We start from the raw sequence: 14,678 nt of genomic DNA, 5'->3' as shown, positions 1-14,678 counted from the left end.
ATGCCGAAGGAACAGTCTCTTCAAAAAGCTATGGATTATATTGAAAAAAATTTAACCGGAGATATCAGCTACTATGATATAGCACGGGAAGCTGGAATTTCAGTACCTCATTTTTACCGGCTGTTTAAAAGATTGACGGGGGACACCGTGGGAGCTTACATATTAAGGCGAAGGATATCCCTGGCTGCAAATGATTTGGCGGACAGTAATAAATCCATTGTAAGTATAGCATTAGAATATGGCTTCGAATCCCACGATGTATTTACCAGGGCATTTAAAAGAGTGTATGGAATGTCTCCAAGCAAGTACCGTAAAAGCAGTACTTTAGTACCTCTAAAAAGATTAACAGCAATTAGCGATCAATCTGTGGAGGATGAAAATCAAATGAAGTTCAGCCTGCTGCATACGGAAGGCTTTGTAGTTGCCGGACTGGAGTGCCGGGCTGTGCAGTGGGATAGTGACGGAGCCATTGGCAAATTGTGGAGTGAATTTTTAGCATGTCTGGAAAAAATCCAACTGATACAGGATAAAGTGACCATGTATGGTATTTGTGAACATGAAACCTGCAGGAATGGAGGCTTTACCTATATGGCTGCCATTGGTATTGATTCCGGAACTGAGATACCACCTGGTATGACTAAGAAATACATATCACCCCAAAAGTTTTTTCAGGCAAGTGTTCCTGATCGTATCAGCACGCCGGATGCTTATGCTGGCGCGATTGGCTACGCAAGAAGCCTTGGGTATACATTAGAGGACAACGACATGATTGAAGTTTATGATGGAATCTTTCAGGATCCGGATGTGAACAGGTTTCGGCTATTGATTCCAATCATGTAGTATAAAAACCGGAAAGGAGAGTGGCACCATGGCAAAAATATTTAAAAATATTGACTGCATTGAGCTTTATGTTTCTGATTTAAATGAAGGAATACAATATTATTGTGAGAGTATGGGGTTAAAACTTCTCTGGCGGAATGAGGATATGGTCGGACTGGGAATGGAGAATGATATGACTGAGATCGTTTTACAATCCCAGAGAAAACAGGTTCTTGTTGATATAAAGGTGGAGTCTGTGGATGAATCCATAGAAAAAATCAAGGAAGCAGGCGGAACAGTAGAATATGGTCCGTTTGATGTTCCCATCGGACGATGTGCAGTAATCCTTGATAAATGGGATAACAAATATGTGATACTGGACATGACAAAGGGCAGATATGTCACAGACGAAGATGGTAATGTAACCGGTGTAAGGAAAGAGTAATGGCGGGGAAGCTGTATGGCAGGATATGAGGTGAAAAATATTGATGAATCAAGTGATTATAGATGTAAATAAAAGTCTGAATGAGATTCCTTTGTCTTTTATAAAAAAACCGATCATTATAGGCGGGATGGCTATGGAATATTATGGAATGCGTAAGGCAGGCAGGGATATGGATTTAATCATTTCACAAGAAGATTATCATGTACTCTCTGAAAAGTATCCGGATAACAAAAAAGATCTGTATGGTGATTTAGGCTTAATCATAAATAAATTTGAGATTTGGCGGAGCATTGCACTGATTGACTATGATTTTTTTCTTAAGGATGCGATTGATGAAGGAACTGTTTTAATTGTATCCATAGACAGGCTGCTATGGATGAGAGTTTGTGCCATGGAGGTTGAGAAGTACAAAAAGGATTTGGGCTTAATGAAAGAATATTACTATGGACATTTTAGAAATCAATGTTACCTGCAGGAATACAGGTTAAATAATCCGACGAACTGATTATGAAGAAAGAGGGGCATTCAGATGCTTCTCTTTTTTTACTTTTTGTTCTTTCCATACTTTACAAAATACGAAAAAAAATTAAGAAAATGAATTAAAATCTCAAAATATGGATTGTGAAACATAAAAATATCAGGAAATTGGGCAGTATATATATTAGTAAGCTTTCTATTTGTAAATATATGGCAATTTGATACAGAAAAAATTTTACAAGAATTTTACGTATAATTCACATAGATAATGCTTTAACTTTTCTTAATTCATGTATAATTAATAACGGATGTAAAGAAGTTGTAAAATCAAAGTATAGTAAAGGATAAACGTATGGATGATCTTATATTAAAGTCTGGGCAGAGAGCCAAGATAAGGACAGATGCAGTAAACCTTTTTTATGGCAGCTTCCAGGCTCTTAAAAATGTTACAATGGATATTCAGGAGTGCGCTATTACAGCAATCATCGGTCCTTCAGGCTGCGGTAAATCTTCACTTCTGCGTCTGTTTAACCGTATGAATGACCCTATACCGGGAGTCAGGGTAGAAGGTAAAATTTTGCTTGATGATACTTCAATCTATGATAAAAGTATGGATGTAGTTGCGCTGAAAAAAAGAGTGGGCATGGTTTTCCAGAAGCCGAATCCATTTCCCATGTCAGTCTATGATAATATGGTTTTTGGCCCCAGGCATCATGGGATAAAGCAAAAAGCCCGTCTTGATGAAATCGTGGAGAGCTACTTAAGTCAGGTGGCTTTATGGGACGAACTGAAGGACAAGCTGAAGGGATCCGCTTTTGACCTCTCCCCAGGACAGCAGCAGCGGCTTTGCATTGCCCGTGCACTGGCTGTAGAGCCAGAAGTTTTGTTAATGGATGAGTCCTGCAGTGCGCTGGATCCGGAATCCACCATGCAGGTTGAGGGATTAATGGAAGAGCTTGCTAAAAAATATACAATTCTAATAGTCACTCATAGCATGGAACAGGCAGCGAGAGTGTCTCATATGACTGCGTTTATGATGATGGATGAGGACAGAGCAGGAACCCTGGTTGAATATGCTCCTACTGAACAGATTTTTGCAAATCCCAAGGACAAACGCACCGAAGATTATATTACAGGCAGGTTTGGATGAAAACTGGTTATTTCTATATTCAGAGAAATGGAGGAAATCAGGCATTGGAAAGAAATGTTTGATTTTTGCGAAAATATGAAAAAAAGGATTAATACAAGCAAATTATTAAAAAGAATAAAAATATCTGCCTGTGCAGTGATACTGACCCTTTCTATGGGCCTGCTGTCTGGCTGCAGCCAGGAGTCGGAGTCAGACACCATCGTTGCAGGATCAACTTCGGTACAGCCATATGCTGAGATTCTGGCGGAAGCATTTATGGCAAAAGATCCGGAGGCTGTGATTGATATTCAGGGAGGAGGCTCCTCCGCTGGTATAACAGCAACCCAGACACATAGTGCTGATATCGGTATGTCTTCCCGTTCCCTGGAAGAGGGGGAAAAAGACCTTTGGAGCGTAGAAATTGCCAAGGATGGTCTGGCAATTATTGTGAATCCGGAAAATCCTGTAAAAAATCTTACTTCAGATCAGATCCGCGATATTTATGCGGCTGAAATTACCGACTGGAGTCAGGTGGGAGGCACAAAAGCCAAGATTAATATTATTGCAAGAGAAGAAGGGTCCGGCACACGAAGTGCTTTTACTGAACTGCTTATGGGGAAGAAAGAGATAACTCCCAAAGCCATAGTTCAGGACTCCAATGGAGCAGTACGCCAATTGGTTGAAGATGACCCAAATGCCATAGGATTTATATCGTTAGGGCTGGTTTCCAAAGAAGTAAAAGCGCTTAACTTAGACGGCGTTGAAGCCACACGGGAAAATATCATGAATAACAGCTATAAACTGTCCAGACAGTTTTTGTTTGTCACCGATGGTGAGCCAACAGGAATACAAAAGAGTTTTATTGATTATACCCTTTCTTTGGAGGGGCAGAATTTACTTAGCAAAGAGGGACTTATCCCGTCAGCAGAGGGGGCAGCGAAATGAAAAGTTTTAAGGAAAAATTAACGGAGCGTGTGTTTCTCTTAATCGCTCTTTCGACTTTATCGGTATTGGCGCTCATCACTGTTTTTATATTTATAAAAGGCATGCCCATCATTGCCAAGGTAGGTATTATCAACTTTGTTTTTGGGATGAAATGGGCACCCAGCCAGGGCTACTACGGTATTTTCCCCATGATCGTTGGATCAGTATCAGTTACCATAGGAGCAGCCATTGTAGGAGTACCCATCGCGATATGCTGCAGTATATTTCTGGCTGAGTTTGCGCCAGTAAAGCTTCGGAATATATTCAGGCCTGCCATTCAGTTACTGGCTGCCATTCCTTCCGTTGTATATGGATTCTGGGGGGTTTTATTCGTTGTGCCTGCGATCCGCAAATATCTGGGAGGACCGGGCCTTAGCATACTGGCAGGTTCCATCATTCTGGGCATTATGATTTTGCCCACCATAATAAGTATTACTGAAGTATCTCTTCTTGCACTGCCGCGCCATTATAAAGACGGTGCACTTGCACTGGGACTGACACAATGGCAGACAATCCGATCCCTGTTGCTGCCCGCTGCCAAGTCTGGTATTGTGGCCGCTGTTATTTTAGGTTTAGGAAGAGCAATTGGTGAAACAATGGCGGTAATTATGGTTCTGGGCAATGCGGTTGCACTTCCCCATTCCGTTCTTGACCCAGTCAGAACACTGACCACCAATATCGGTATTGAAATGGGATATGCTTCCGGTGAACATCAGCAGGCACTTTTTGCCACGGGTATTGTATTATTTGTTATTATCATGATTTTAAATGCCACTGCCCAGTACATTACACGAAAGAGGTGAGGTCACTATGAAAATGAATGCAAACACTTCTCAGAAGATAGCCAAATTTACGATTTGGGCGGCAGCTCTTTTTGTTATTGCCATTCTTTTTTCCATCATTGCATATATTCTGGTAAAGGGTATCCCTATGCTCAGCTGGGAGTTTTTAACGGATATTCCCAGGGACATGGGCCGTTCCGGCGGTATTTCCTCCTCCATTGTAGGGACACTGGTAGTAACTGCCGTGGCAGTAATTGTGGCAACACCATTTGGAATCGGAACAGCAATTTATCTTACGGAATACACGAGAGAGGGAAGAATCACCCGGATTATTCGTTTCAGCGCCGAATCTCTGGCGGGGATTCCTTCTATTGTGTATGGACTTTTCGGATTTATCTTTTTTGTGATATACTTAAATATGGGCTGGTCAATTTTGTCAGGTGGATTAACTATGGCGATTATGATTCTGCCAACGATTATACGTACATCGGAAGAGGCGATCCGTACGGTTCCCCAGCTATACAGGGAGGTAGGCTTCTCTCTGGGATTGACGAAATTACAGACAATAACCAGGACTGTACTTCCATCAGCCCTTCCTGGTATTGTAAATGGAGTAATATTAAGTATCGGCAGATGTGTGGCTGAAACAGCAGCTGTTATATTAACGGCTGGTTCCGCTCTTCGTATGCCTGAATCACTGTTTTCCCCAACCCGGACAATGGCAGTACATTTTTATATACTGGCGAGGGAGGGAATATCCATGGATAACGCTTACGGTACAGCAGCGCTACTTATTATTCTGATTCTTCTGCTTAATGTAGGGTTCAATATGCTGGTCAATCGATTTATAGCGAAGGGCCGATAAGAGGTGAAAAATGACGCAGAAAGCAAAAATTGATATAAAGGGATTAAATTTCTTTTTTGAACAGAAACAGGTCATTAAAGAATTAAACTTGGAAATACCCGAAAACCGGATTCTGGGTGTTTTCGGTCCGGCAGGCAGTGGTATTACGACACTGCTTCGCACCTTGAACCGTCTCAGTGATTTAACTGCAGGAGCCCGTCAGGAGGGTGAAATCCTGTTAGACGGAAAGAACATCTTTGATACAGACGTGAATGTGACAGAACTGCGCCGCAGGGTAGGTATGGTCTTTGATGTTCCAACACCTCTGCCTATGTCCATTTTTGATAATGTGGCTTTGGGGCCCCGTATGGGAGGAATGAAGTCTAAGACAGATCTGGAAGAAAAAGTGGAAACATCCCTTCGGATGTCAGCTCTGTGGGATGATGTAAAAGACAGACTGGATACGCCTGCAGCCAGATTATCCGGCGGTCAGCAGCAGCGTCTGTGCATTGCCAGAGTGCTGGCACTTGAACCAGAGGTGATTTTACTCGACCGGCCATGCTCGGCTCTCGACCCCATATCAACAGCCAAGATTGAAGAATCTTTAGTACAGCTGAAAGAGCAGTACACCATTGTGATTGCGCCCCACACGGTTCAGCAGGCGGGACGTATTGCAGACCGGGTAGCGTTTATGCTGATGGGAGATTTAATAGAACAAGGTTACACCCAGGAAGTTTTTTCATTCCCTAAGGATAAGAGGACTAACGACTACCTCACCGGTAGATTCGGCTAAAAAGGAGACGAAAATTTTGGTTAGAGAACATTTTACACAGAAGATAACTGAAGTGAAGCAAAAAGTATTAGCAATGGGAGCCCTCGTTGATAATATTATTGACTCAGCAGTGACTTCCATACAGACACAGGATCTTGACCTTGCAAGGAACGTTTATAAACTGGATGATGAAATAGATCAGCTGGAGATGGATATTGAAAAGGAGTGTATTATGCTTCTTGCCCTTCAGCAGCCCCTTGCGAAGGATTTAAGAACAATTGCATCGGTTTTAAAAATCATTACGGATCTGGAAAGAATGGGCGATAACGCAGTGAATATTGCCAAGGTTACACTTGAGATAGGTAAGGAACCAATCATTCAATCCATTATCGATATACCCAGAATGGCAGAGATCGGCAGAAAGATGCTGAAGATGAGTCTTGATGCGTTTGTAAATGAGGACATTTCCCTGGCGCAAAAGGCGGCGGAAAGAGACGAAGAAGTTGACAGCCTCTATGAATCCGTGATCAATGATATCCTGAATGTTATTACAGAAAAAAGGGAACTTACAAAACAGGGAACCAAGCTTCTGTTCCTTGGCCGGTATCTTGAGAGAATAGCGGATCATTCCACCAATATCTGTGAAAGAACCATCTATATGATAACAGGTGAATTAAAGGAAATAAATTAGAGGCGTCTGCCTCTAGTTTATTTTTTTTGCTTTTTCATTACAGCATATTCCATATTTCTGTCAATATCCGATATTATCTCAACCAGCTTATCTGCCGGATATGCAAAACCGGAATTAACCCATTTACTGATAATCGCCAGGCAGCCCTGGACATGATAACGGACATGATAAGTCAGTTCTTCGCCGATTTCAGAATGTTTCCAATCCTTACACCACGTTTCAATACATTTCTCCTCAAACAAATCATTAAGACGTACAGCAAAGCTGCCTTCTCCATTGGTGCTGAACAGCATACGGCATAATTGTTTATTTTCCAAAATGTATTCAAAAATTACTTTATAAAAATAGGTGGCCGGTTGTTCATAGTTCTGAATAATCAGGTCATTGAGTTCTGCGGCAACCGCATTCTCCATCTGTTCATAAAGATCATAGATATCTTTATAATGAGCATAAAAAGTGGCCCTGTGGATATCAACTTTATCCGTTAATTCCCGTACCGTTATGTTACGAATATCCTTGGTTACCATTATTTCAGCAAGCCCATCCCGCAACGCTCTTTTTGTTTTTCTTACCCGTCTGTCATCCTGATCTTTAGCACCCATTGATTTACGTCCTCCCGTATTTAATATTAGTGTAAAAAAACGACTCTGGTACAATTATAATACACTTATATAGTTAAAACAACTGGTATTACTATTTCAAATAAAGTGAGGCATTGATAACCTCTTTTTCACTCCTCTGCCTCACATCTCTGATTTTTCAATCTTCTCTATCCCTATTTGAGGCAAAGCAGCAGTCAGTTCATTACGGCTGCCCCGCCATTATGCAGTTTGCGGGGCATCAATAAAATTTTTCACCTATATTTGTCCTATTTCTCCATTTTTGAGATCTCTTCTATACCATTTGAGGCAAAGCAGCAGATATTTCTTTGCCTCTGCCCCCAGTCAAGGTGGCGATCTCTTCTTTCAGTCAGTTAAATTTTGGTAATGCGACATATAGGCCATATTTTATCGCTTAGCAGACATTTGAGCCTGAAATTGATTGTAGAAAAGCAACTGCAGTTCAGATATAATACAATTGTACAGGTAAATGCACAGATGTCATATCAACTAAATTAAAAAAGGAGTAGAAAATGATCAATTATAGAAGACCAAAAAAGGAAGAATTAAAGGAGATAGCAAGAATGTGCGCTTTAACATTTATTGACTATCCAATGTGTAACGATATAAAAAGAGAATTTAGAGAACCTGGCCGGTTTCTTTATTTTATGTGTGAAGTTTATTATGTTTATATAAAAGCTTATTACAAAAAAAGTGAATTCTTTGTAGGTGAGGACAATGGAAGAATAAAAAGCTTTGCCATTCTGGTACGCCCTTACAGCGAAGAAGTCAGTCTGCTTGATTATTTTCGGGCTGGTGCATTTAAACTGTTTAAAAAAGCGAGCCTTCCAGGAATCCTGAAGTTTTTAAATGTTCTTGAAACAGGGCACAAACCTGGAAGCGGCATAAAAGAACATTCCTGGCAGCTGGAATCACTGGCAGTGGATCGAGCTTGCAGAGGCCAGCAATTGGGTAGTAAGATGTTAAATGAATGTATCATACCTTATATAAAAGAACAGAGTATAGGGAATGAACCGGAGACATTTATTACCTTCACAAATACAGAAATAAATAAAAAATTTTATCTGAAAAATGGATTTACTGAATTTGATTATACCACCATTCAGATGTCGGAATCGGCAGTTGGTAACTGGAGCTTCCGTATGAATGTGAATCCCACTTAAAAATAAAGATCCCGGGACCATAATAAAATTCGTAAAAAATGTCACAATATTATATTGTGGCATTTTTTTTGTAAAAACAGGCAAACTATGTAAAAAGAGATGCCATCATATGGGAAGGATTCTTAAATAAGGAGGAGCGCTTCTATTGCAGATCTTAATGGAAAAAATTAATTTTAATATAAATTCACCGTTTCTTCCGGTGGCTTTAGTAATACTGAGTTTGTTAATCTGCTCTATTTTATTTATGCTCTATTACAGGTTCTATCATTTTGATAAAAATATACATTTCCCCTCCTGCTTTCAGGTAACAGGAGATAAGCCGGGACCGGGTGAATGGGAGAAACAGATGCTTGAACTGGCTGACGGGCACAGCCAGGTCCGGCTTACGGGAAACAGTTTTGTATTAAACGATTATAATCAGGCCGCTTATAAAAAACTGAATCGGATCAGAGACAGAATTTCGGCCCTGTCTCCAGGTATTATTTCCCTGATTCCAGCTGCACGCTGGCTCTATGATAATTTCCAGCTGATGTACCGGGAGATGAAAAAAGTACGTACTTCCGGAACCAGCTATGCCGTGCTGCCAATTCTGAAGGCGAAAGAATACCATAATTTCCCCCGGATCTATGTTGTGGCAAAAAAGATGGTGGCTCTTTCCGGCGGGCATCTAAGTGAAGAAAACATCTCAGTCATGTTAACTGCCTATCAGCAAAAGATTGCGCTTACGGACAAAGAGATCTGGGTTTTACCGGAAATGCTGGGCTTTTGCATTCTGGAAGAAATCATCGCAGTTGCAGATGAAATACTTCATATGATCGATGTAAAATCAAAGGCAGAAAAATTTCTCACGGAAAAGCTGGAACAAAAACGGGGATCTGCCGATTTATCAGCGCTGCTTTGCAAAACAGAGGATAACTTAAAGCATAACTATTCCTTTCACGCTCATGTGATCTATCTGATGAAGAATATGTCCTTTGATGAGGCTTCCATTCAAAAATATTTAAAATATCATTTTGCTTCAAAGGACAAACAGATGAAGACTTCTTCCGTATACCAGGAAGAAGGAAGAATACAATCCTTTCTGGAAACAAATATCAGGACATTAATCGTCAGCTTAAGAGATATCAATGAAGTCGATGAGGAAAAGTTTTTTGAGACCTATTCTGCACTGGAACAGATTTTATCCCAGGATCCGGCAGGTGTTTATTCTAAAATGGATCTGGAGTCCAGAGGAATGTACCGCGGAGTAATCGTTAAATTATCTCTCCGCTTCCGGCTTCTGGAAGAAAAGATTGCAAAAGACTGTCTGGAGCTGGCTGTTGGTGGGCAGGAGGGTCTTTATTGCTCTCACCACGTGGGAGCCTATCTCCTGGGAAAGGGGTATCCCCTTTTAAAAGCAAAGGCATTAGGAAAACCAATTCCGAAAAAGATCAGGAAAAAATGGAATGCCGTAGGATCTCTTTATTTCTTATGCCTGATTCTCCTGTTTCTGGGACTGGAAGTCTGTTTGCTGTATCTGTTCAGGAGTATTGGCGGCATTCGGTCTGCTGGAAGGTCTGTGATTATTGTTTTGACGGCTATGCCGCTGTTAATGGGCATCTCCATGGAAATAGTTAATTTTATATTCACCAGAAGAATAACGGTGAGAAAGATACCTGCTCTTGACTATCTGGAAGAAATTCCGGAAGATGCAAGAACCTTTGTAGTCATGCCGGTTATTGTATCCTCTAAGGAGCAGGGACTTCAATATATGGAACGTTTACAGAAGCATTATCTTGCAAACCGGCAGCCAAATCTTTTTTTTGCATTGCTTCTTGATTATGAAGACTCTAAGGAACAGTCCATGCCAAAGGATGACGTAATCCAAAGTGCCCTTGTGGAGCGCATGAAAGAGTTAAATGAGCTGTACCCGTCAAAGGAACAGCGTTTTTCCCTGTTCTTTCGCTGCCGTAAATGGAATCAGGCAGAGAACTGCTATATGGGCTGGGAGAGAAAACGAGGAAAACTGGAAGAGTTTAATAACCTTTTAGACGGGGCAGGAAAAGACAGTACCACTTTTACAGACATTTATTGTGATGAAAATCTACTCACCACTTTCCAGTATGTGATTACACTGGATGCAGATACCAATCTGATTCGTGACAATGCAGCAAAACTGGTGGGATTGATTGATCATCCGTTAAACAGACCGGTCCTTGACACGTCAGGCAGGAAGGTAGAGGAAGGCTATGTGATCATCCAGCCCTCCGTCAGAAATCATATTGCGGATAAGAATGCCAGCTGGTTTACAAAAATATTCGGCGGAGAAACCGGACTTGCTCATTATGGAACTGTGATATCTGATATCTATCAGGATATTTTCAACCAGGGAATCTATATCGGGAAAGGGATCTATGACTGGAAAGCCTTTCGTACGGTACTTCATAATAAAGTACCGGAAAACAGGATTCTCAGCCATGACCTTTTTGAAAGCTGTTATGCAAGAACGGCTTTTTCCAGTACAGCCAGGATTATGGATAATTTCCCAAACAGCGTTTTATCATTTACAAAAAGAGAACACCGGTGGCTGCGGGGAGACTGGCAGCTGGTGCCCTGGCTGTTTATGAGGAAAACTGCGGATGGCAGAAGCCTAAGCCCCCTGTCCAGATGGAAAATTTTTGACAACCTAAGAAGAAGTCTGGTTCCGTTTAGTAAAACCTTGTTTATACTCCTGAACTTTTTATGGCTGCCAGAAGCCTATTATCTTTGGCTGCCTCTTGTTTTCTTCAATGATCTGTTTAATCTGATTATTTTACTATTGGCTGTGATCACTCAAAAGCTTATCCGGCCAAAGCTTGCGTTTGTATATAAAGGATTTTTAAAAGAACTTTCGGTAATGTTTGTCAGAGCATTTCTGGAATTTACAATCATGCCTTACCGCGCTTATGTGGCGCTGGATGCAATTGTCAGAACACTGTACCGGTTAATGATCAGCAAGAAAAACCTCCTTCGCTGGAATACGGCTGAATCCGTGGATGCCTCGGTGATCAATACCAGAAAAGGTTATTTCCTCACGATGTGGAGTTCCCTTCTCCCTGCATTTTGCCTTTTATTACTCTTGTTATCTGGCAATCTGTCCCTGGCAGGAATGTGTCTGGCAGCTCTTATCATGGCAGACTGGTTACTGGCTTTTGAAGCCGCTTACCGGATCAGCCAGCAAAAAATCATACACCATCAAAAAGATCAGGCGGAGAATCAGGAACTTCTCATGGATACCGCCCGCAGAACCTGGCAGTTTTTTAAAGATTTTTCCACAAAGGAGAGGAACTGGCTCTGTCCGGATAACTATAAGGCCTCAAAAGCTGAAAGAATCAGTGATAAGACATCTCCCACCAATATCGGGCTTCAGTTTCTGTCAATTCTTTCAGCCATGGATCTTGGATTTGAGACGTTAAACTCCACAGTGGAAGCAATCGAAAACCTGATGGAGACAGTGCAGAAAATGGAGAAATGGAAGGGACATCTCTATAACTGGTATCACATTGAAACATTGGAGGTGCTTAACCCTGCCTATATATCAACGGTAGACAGCGGTAATTTCTGGGGGCATATGATCACACTGAAAAATGGTCTGTTAGAGCAGCTTGACAAGCCCGGAAGTCCCGATGAGATGCTGACAGCCCGAATCAGAACCCTATGCAGTAAAATAGACAGCATGCTGGCGAATGTGGATTTTCGATTTTTATTTGATGAGAAGAGAATGCTGTTTCATATCGGATATCATGTCTCCTCCCATACGTTAGACGATGGCTGCTACGACCTGATGGCATCGGAATCATCACTTACAAGTCTGCTTGCTGTGGCGATGGGAGAAGTACCATTAAAACACTGGTATAAACTGGGAAGGCCGTTAACGGTCGTGAAGGGGATTCCATGCTTCGTATCCTGGAGCGGCACCATGTTTGAGTATCTGATGCCCAATCTTGTATTGAAGGAATATGAAGGCTCTGTCTATGAACAGACCTCTAAAGCAGCAGTGCTCCAGCAGATGAAGTATGCAAAAGAATCAGACATCCCCTGGGGAATATCAGAATCCCAATATTACCGTTTTGATTTAAATGCCAATTACCAGTATAAGGCATTCGGCGTCCCTAAGATAAGGCTTCAGCCTGTCCGTAAGGATTCTCTGGTAGTGGCACCCTATGCAACAATACTGGCACTGGATACAGCAGAAAAGGAATGTATCAGCAATTTAAAGAGGCTGAAAGAATTAGGCGCTTACGGTGATTATGGCTTCTATGAATCCATTGATTTTGATGTGCCCAGTTCCGTGGATTTAAAACCTTACTGCATTGTGAAATCCTATATGGCACATCATCAGGGGATGAATCTGGCTGCAATTAATAATTACCTGAATGAAGGAATTCTGAAAGAACGGTTTCACGCGGAAATGATGATAAAGGCAACGGAAGTTTTGCTGGAAGAAAAACGCCAGTCTTATTTGATTTCCATTGCGAAACAGGGGTATACCATAAAAATCGGAAAACCTCTTTTTACAGAAGACCGTTACAATAACCGGTATATCAATCATACCGGCTTAACCACACCCATTGTAAATTATCTGTCAAACGGGAAGTATTCCCTGATGATTACCTCAGACGGGGATGGGTTCAGTCAATATGAGGACCGCATGCTTTACCGCTGGAGATCGGATGTCTATGCCAATACAGGAAACTATATCTATATCAAGGACAAGAAGCAGGGAAAATACTGGAGTGCTGCCTATCACCCCACCCGGATCGAGCCGGAAGAGTATCATGTGATTTTCAGCCCCCATCAGGCGGAATTTAAACGAAAGGATGGGGACATTTCCACGCATATGATTGTCAGCCTGAATGCAGATCGCAATTTTGAGATTCGAAAAGTCACACTGACCAATCTTGGAAATGAGGAAAAGCAGCTGGAGGTGACCAGTTATATGGAAGTAGTAGACGATACTCATATGGCAGAAATCAGCCATCCGGCGTTTAATAAACTCTTTCTTGAAAGTGAGTATGTAAAAGAACAGAATATCTTCCTGGCGAAAAGACGTCAAAAGAATGAGTCCGACAATCCTTACGTTATGCATATGGTAAAAACCGATGAAAAACGATGCAAAAAGGTTGAATTTGAAAATGACAGAAAACGATTTATCGGCAGAAACAATACCCTGGAAAATCCCGATTGTGTGGTAAACAGCATTGCCTTTTTTAATGATCCTGGTTTTTGCAACGATCCCATTATGAGCATTCGGGTACAGCTATGTATCGGTGCAGGTGAATCAGCCAGTTTAACTTTTATTACTGGTGTATGCAGCAGGAGAGAAGAGGCAGTAAAAATTGCAGAGGAATTAAATGTAAGTTACCGGATTGATGATCTTCTGGAGAAATTCCGGCTTCAAAGTAATCTGGAATTAAAGTACCTGGAGATTACCAAAACACAGCTCAACTCCTTCCAGGATATGATCAGTCCCATATTTTATCCTTGCAGTATTTTCCGGGGACCTCATGAGAATATCCGGAGAAATTTTAAGAATCAGAGTTTCTTGTGGAAATTCGGTATTTCCGGAGATAATCCCATTCTGCTTTTTGTAGTCCGGTCCATTGAAGAAGAGCGGATCATCAAGGATGTATTAAAGGCTTACGAATATTTAAGAGTAAATCTTGTAATGGTAGATCTGGTTATCCTGGTGGATTCCAAATATGGTTATCTTCAGGAAGTGGATCAATTAATCAATGATCTGACCAGTTCTCTGCGTATCTATGATTCCGGAAGCGGTAAGACCAGCTTCTTTACCCTGCATACGTATGAGCTTCTGCCGGCAGAGATTGATTTGCTGTATACGGTTGCACGGGTGGTATTTTCAGAGAAAACAGGTATTTATTTTACAAAACGGAAAGAAAATCAATTGGAGCTGCTGGAGGAATATTAGGA

Annotated in this window: 12 protein-coding genes; 11 read left to right on the top strand and 1 reads right to left on the bottom strand. The window is 41.4% G+C overall.

Annotated elements, in window-relative coordinates; genetic code table 11:
• The 9 genes from BXY41_RS17025 to phoU all read left to right on the top strand — a co-directional run bounded on the left by BXY41_RS17025 (position 1) and on the right by phoU (position 6,943).
• Positions 1 to 840 (top strand): AraC family transcriptional regulator, encoded by an 840-nt coding sequence (locus BXY41_RS17025; RefSeq protein WP_104438063.1) that lies wholly within the window; start codon positions 1 to 3, stop codon positions 838 to 840.
• 28 nt (positions 841 to 868) lie between these two features.
• Positions 869 to 1,264 (top strand): VOC family protein, encoded by a 396-nt coding sequence (locus tag BXY41_RS17020; protein ID WP_104438062.1) that lies wholly within the window; start codon positions 869 to 871, stop codon positions 1,262 to 1,264.
• A 43-nt stretch (positions 1,265 to 1,307) separates the two neighbouring features.
• Positions 1,308 to 1,769 carry a hypothetical protein gene (locus tag BXY41_RS17015; protein ID WP_104438061.1) on the top strand — a complete coding sequence of 154 codons (462 nt, stop codon included), beginning with the start codon at positions 1,308 to 1,310 and terminating at the stop codon, positions 1,767 to 1,769.
• 324 nt (positions 1,770 to 2,093) lie between these two features.
• Positions 2,094 to 2,891, top strand: a complete 798-nt coding sequence (gene pstB, locus BXY41_RS17010) for a phosphate ABC transporter ATP-binding protein PstB (protein ID WP_104438060.1) — start codon at positions 2,094 to 2,096, stop codon at positions 2,889 to 2,891.
• A gap of 75 nt (positions 2,892 to 2,966) precedes the next feature.
• Complete coding sequence (locus tag BXY41_RS17005; RefSeq protein WP_104438159.1) at positions 2,967 to 3,815, top strand: phosphate ABC transporter substrate-binding protein; 849 nt, start codon at positions 2,967 to 2,969, stop codon at positions 3,813 to 3,815.
• Positions 3,812 to 4,657, top strand: coding sequence for a phosphate ABC transporter permease subunit PstC (gene pstC / locus BXY41_RS17000; protein ID WP_104438059.1), 846 nt, complete (start codon positions 3,812 to 3,814; stop codon positions 4,655 to 4,657). Before BXY41_RS17005 ends, pstC begins: the two co-directional genes overlap by 4 nt.
• Positions 4,658 to 4,664: 7 nt before the next feature.
• Positions 4,665 to 5,501 (top strand): phosphate ABC transporter permease PstA, encoded by an 837-nt coding sequence (gene pstA, locus BXY41_RS16995; RefSeq protein ID WP_104438058.1) that lies wholly within the window; start codon positions 4,665 to 4,667, stop codon positions 5,499 to 5,501.
• Positions 5,502 to 5,511: 10 nt separating this feature from the next.
• Positions 5,512 to 6,273 (top strand): phosphate ABC transporter ATP-binding protein PstB, encoded by a 762-nt coding sequence (gene pstB / locus BXY41_RS16990; RefSeq protein WP_104438057.1) that lies wholly within the window; start codon positions 5,512 to 5,514, stop codon positions 6,271 to 6,273.
• Between the two features lie 16 nt (positions 6,274 to 6,289).
• Entirely contained in the window at positions 6,290 to 6,943 is a 654-nt protein-coding gene (phoU, locus tag BXY41_RS16985; protein WP_104438056.1) for a phosphate signaling complex protein PhoU, read from the top strand.
• A 17-nt stretch (positions 6,944 to 6,960) separates the two neighbouring features.
• Here phoU and BXY41_RS16980 read toward each other — a convergent pair whose 3' ends face one another.
• Positions 6,961 to 7,545 carry a TetR/AcrR family transcriptional regulator gene (locus BXY41_RS16980; RefSeq protein WP_104438055.1) on the bottom strand — a complete coding sequence of 195 codons (585 nt, stop codon included), beginning with the start codon at positions 7,543 to 7,545 and terminating at the stop codon, positions 6,961 to 6,963.
• A gap of 530 nt (positions 7,546 to 8,075) precedes the next feature.
• Here BXY41_RS16980 and BXY41_RS16975 point away from each other — a divergent pair.
• Both BXY41_RS16975 and BXY41_RS16970 read left to right on the top strand, forming a co-directional pair.
• Positions 8,076 to 8,726, top strand: coding sequence for a GNAT family N-acetyltransferase (locus BXY41_RS16975; RefSeq protein WP_104438054.1), 651 nt, complete (start codon positions 8,076 to 8,078; stop codon positions 8,724 to 8,726).
• 145 nt (positions 8,727 to 8,871) lie between these two features.
• The gene (locus BXY41_RS16970) at positions 8,872 to 14,676 is read left to right on the top strand and encodes a glucoamylase family protein (protein ID WP_104438053.1); all 5,805 of its coding nucleotides are present in this window, start codon (positions 8,872 to 8,874) and stop codon (positions 14,674 to 14,676) included.
• Positions 14,677 to 14,678 lie beyond the last annotated feature (2 nt).

This window comes from Lacrimispora xylanisolvens (assembly GCF_002934545.1).
Classification (GTDB): Bacteria; Bacillota; Clostridia; order Lachnospirales; family Lachnospiraceae; genus Lacrimispora; species Lacrimispora xylanisolvens.
The sequence above is the reverse complement of the archived record's forward strand: the minus strand, read 5'-3'. Positions and strand labels throughout refer to the sequence as shown.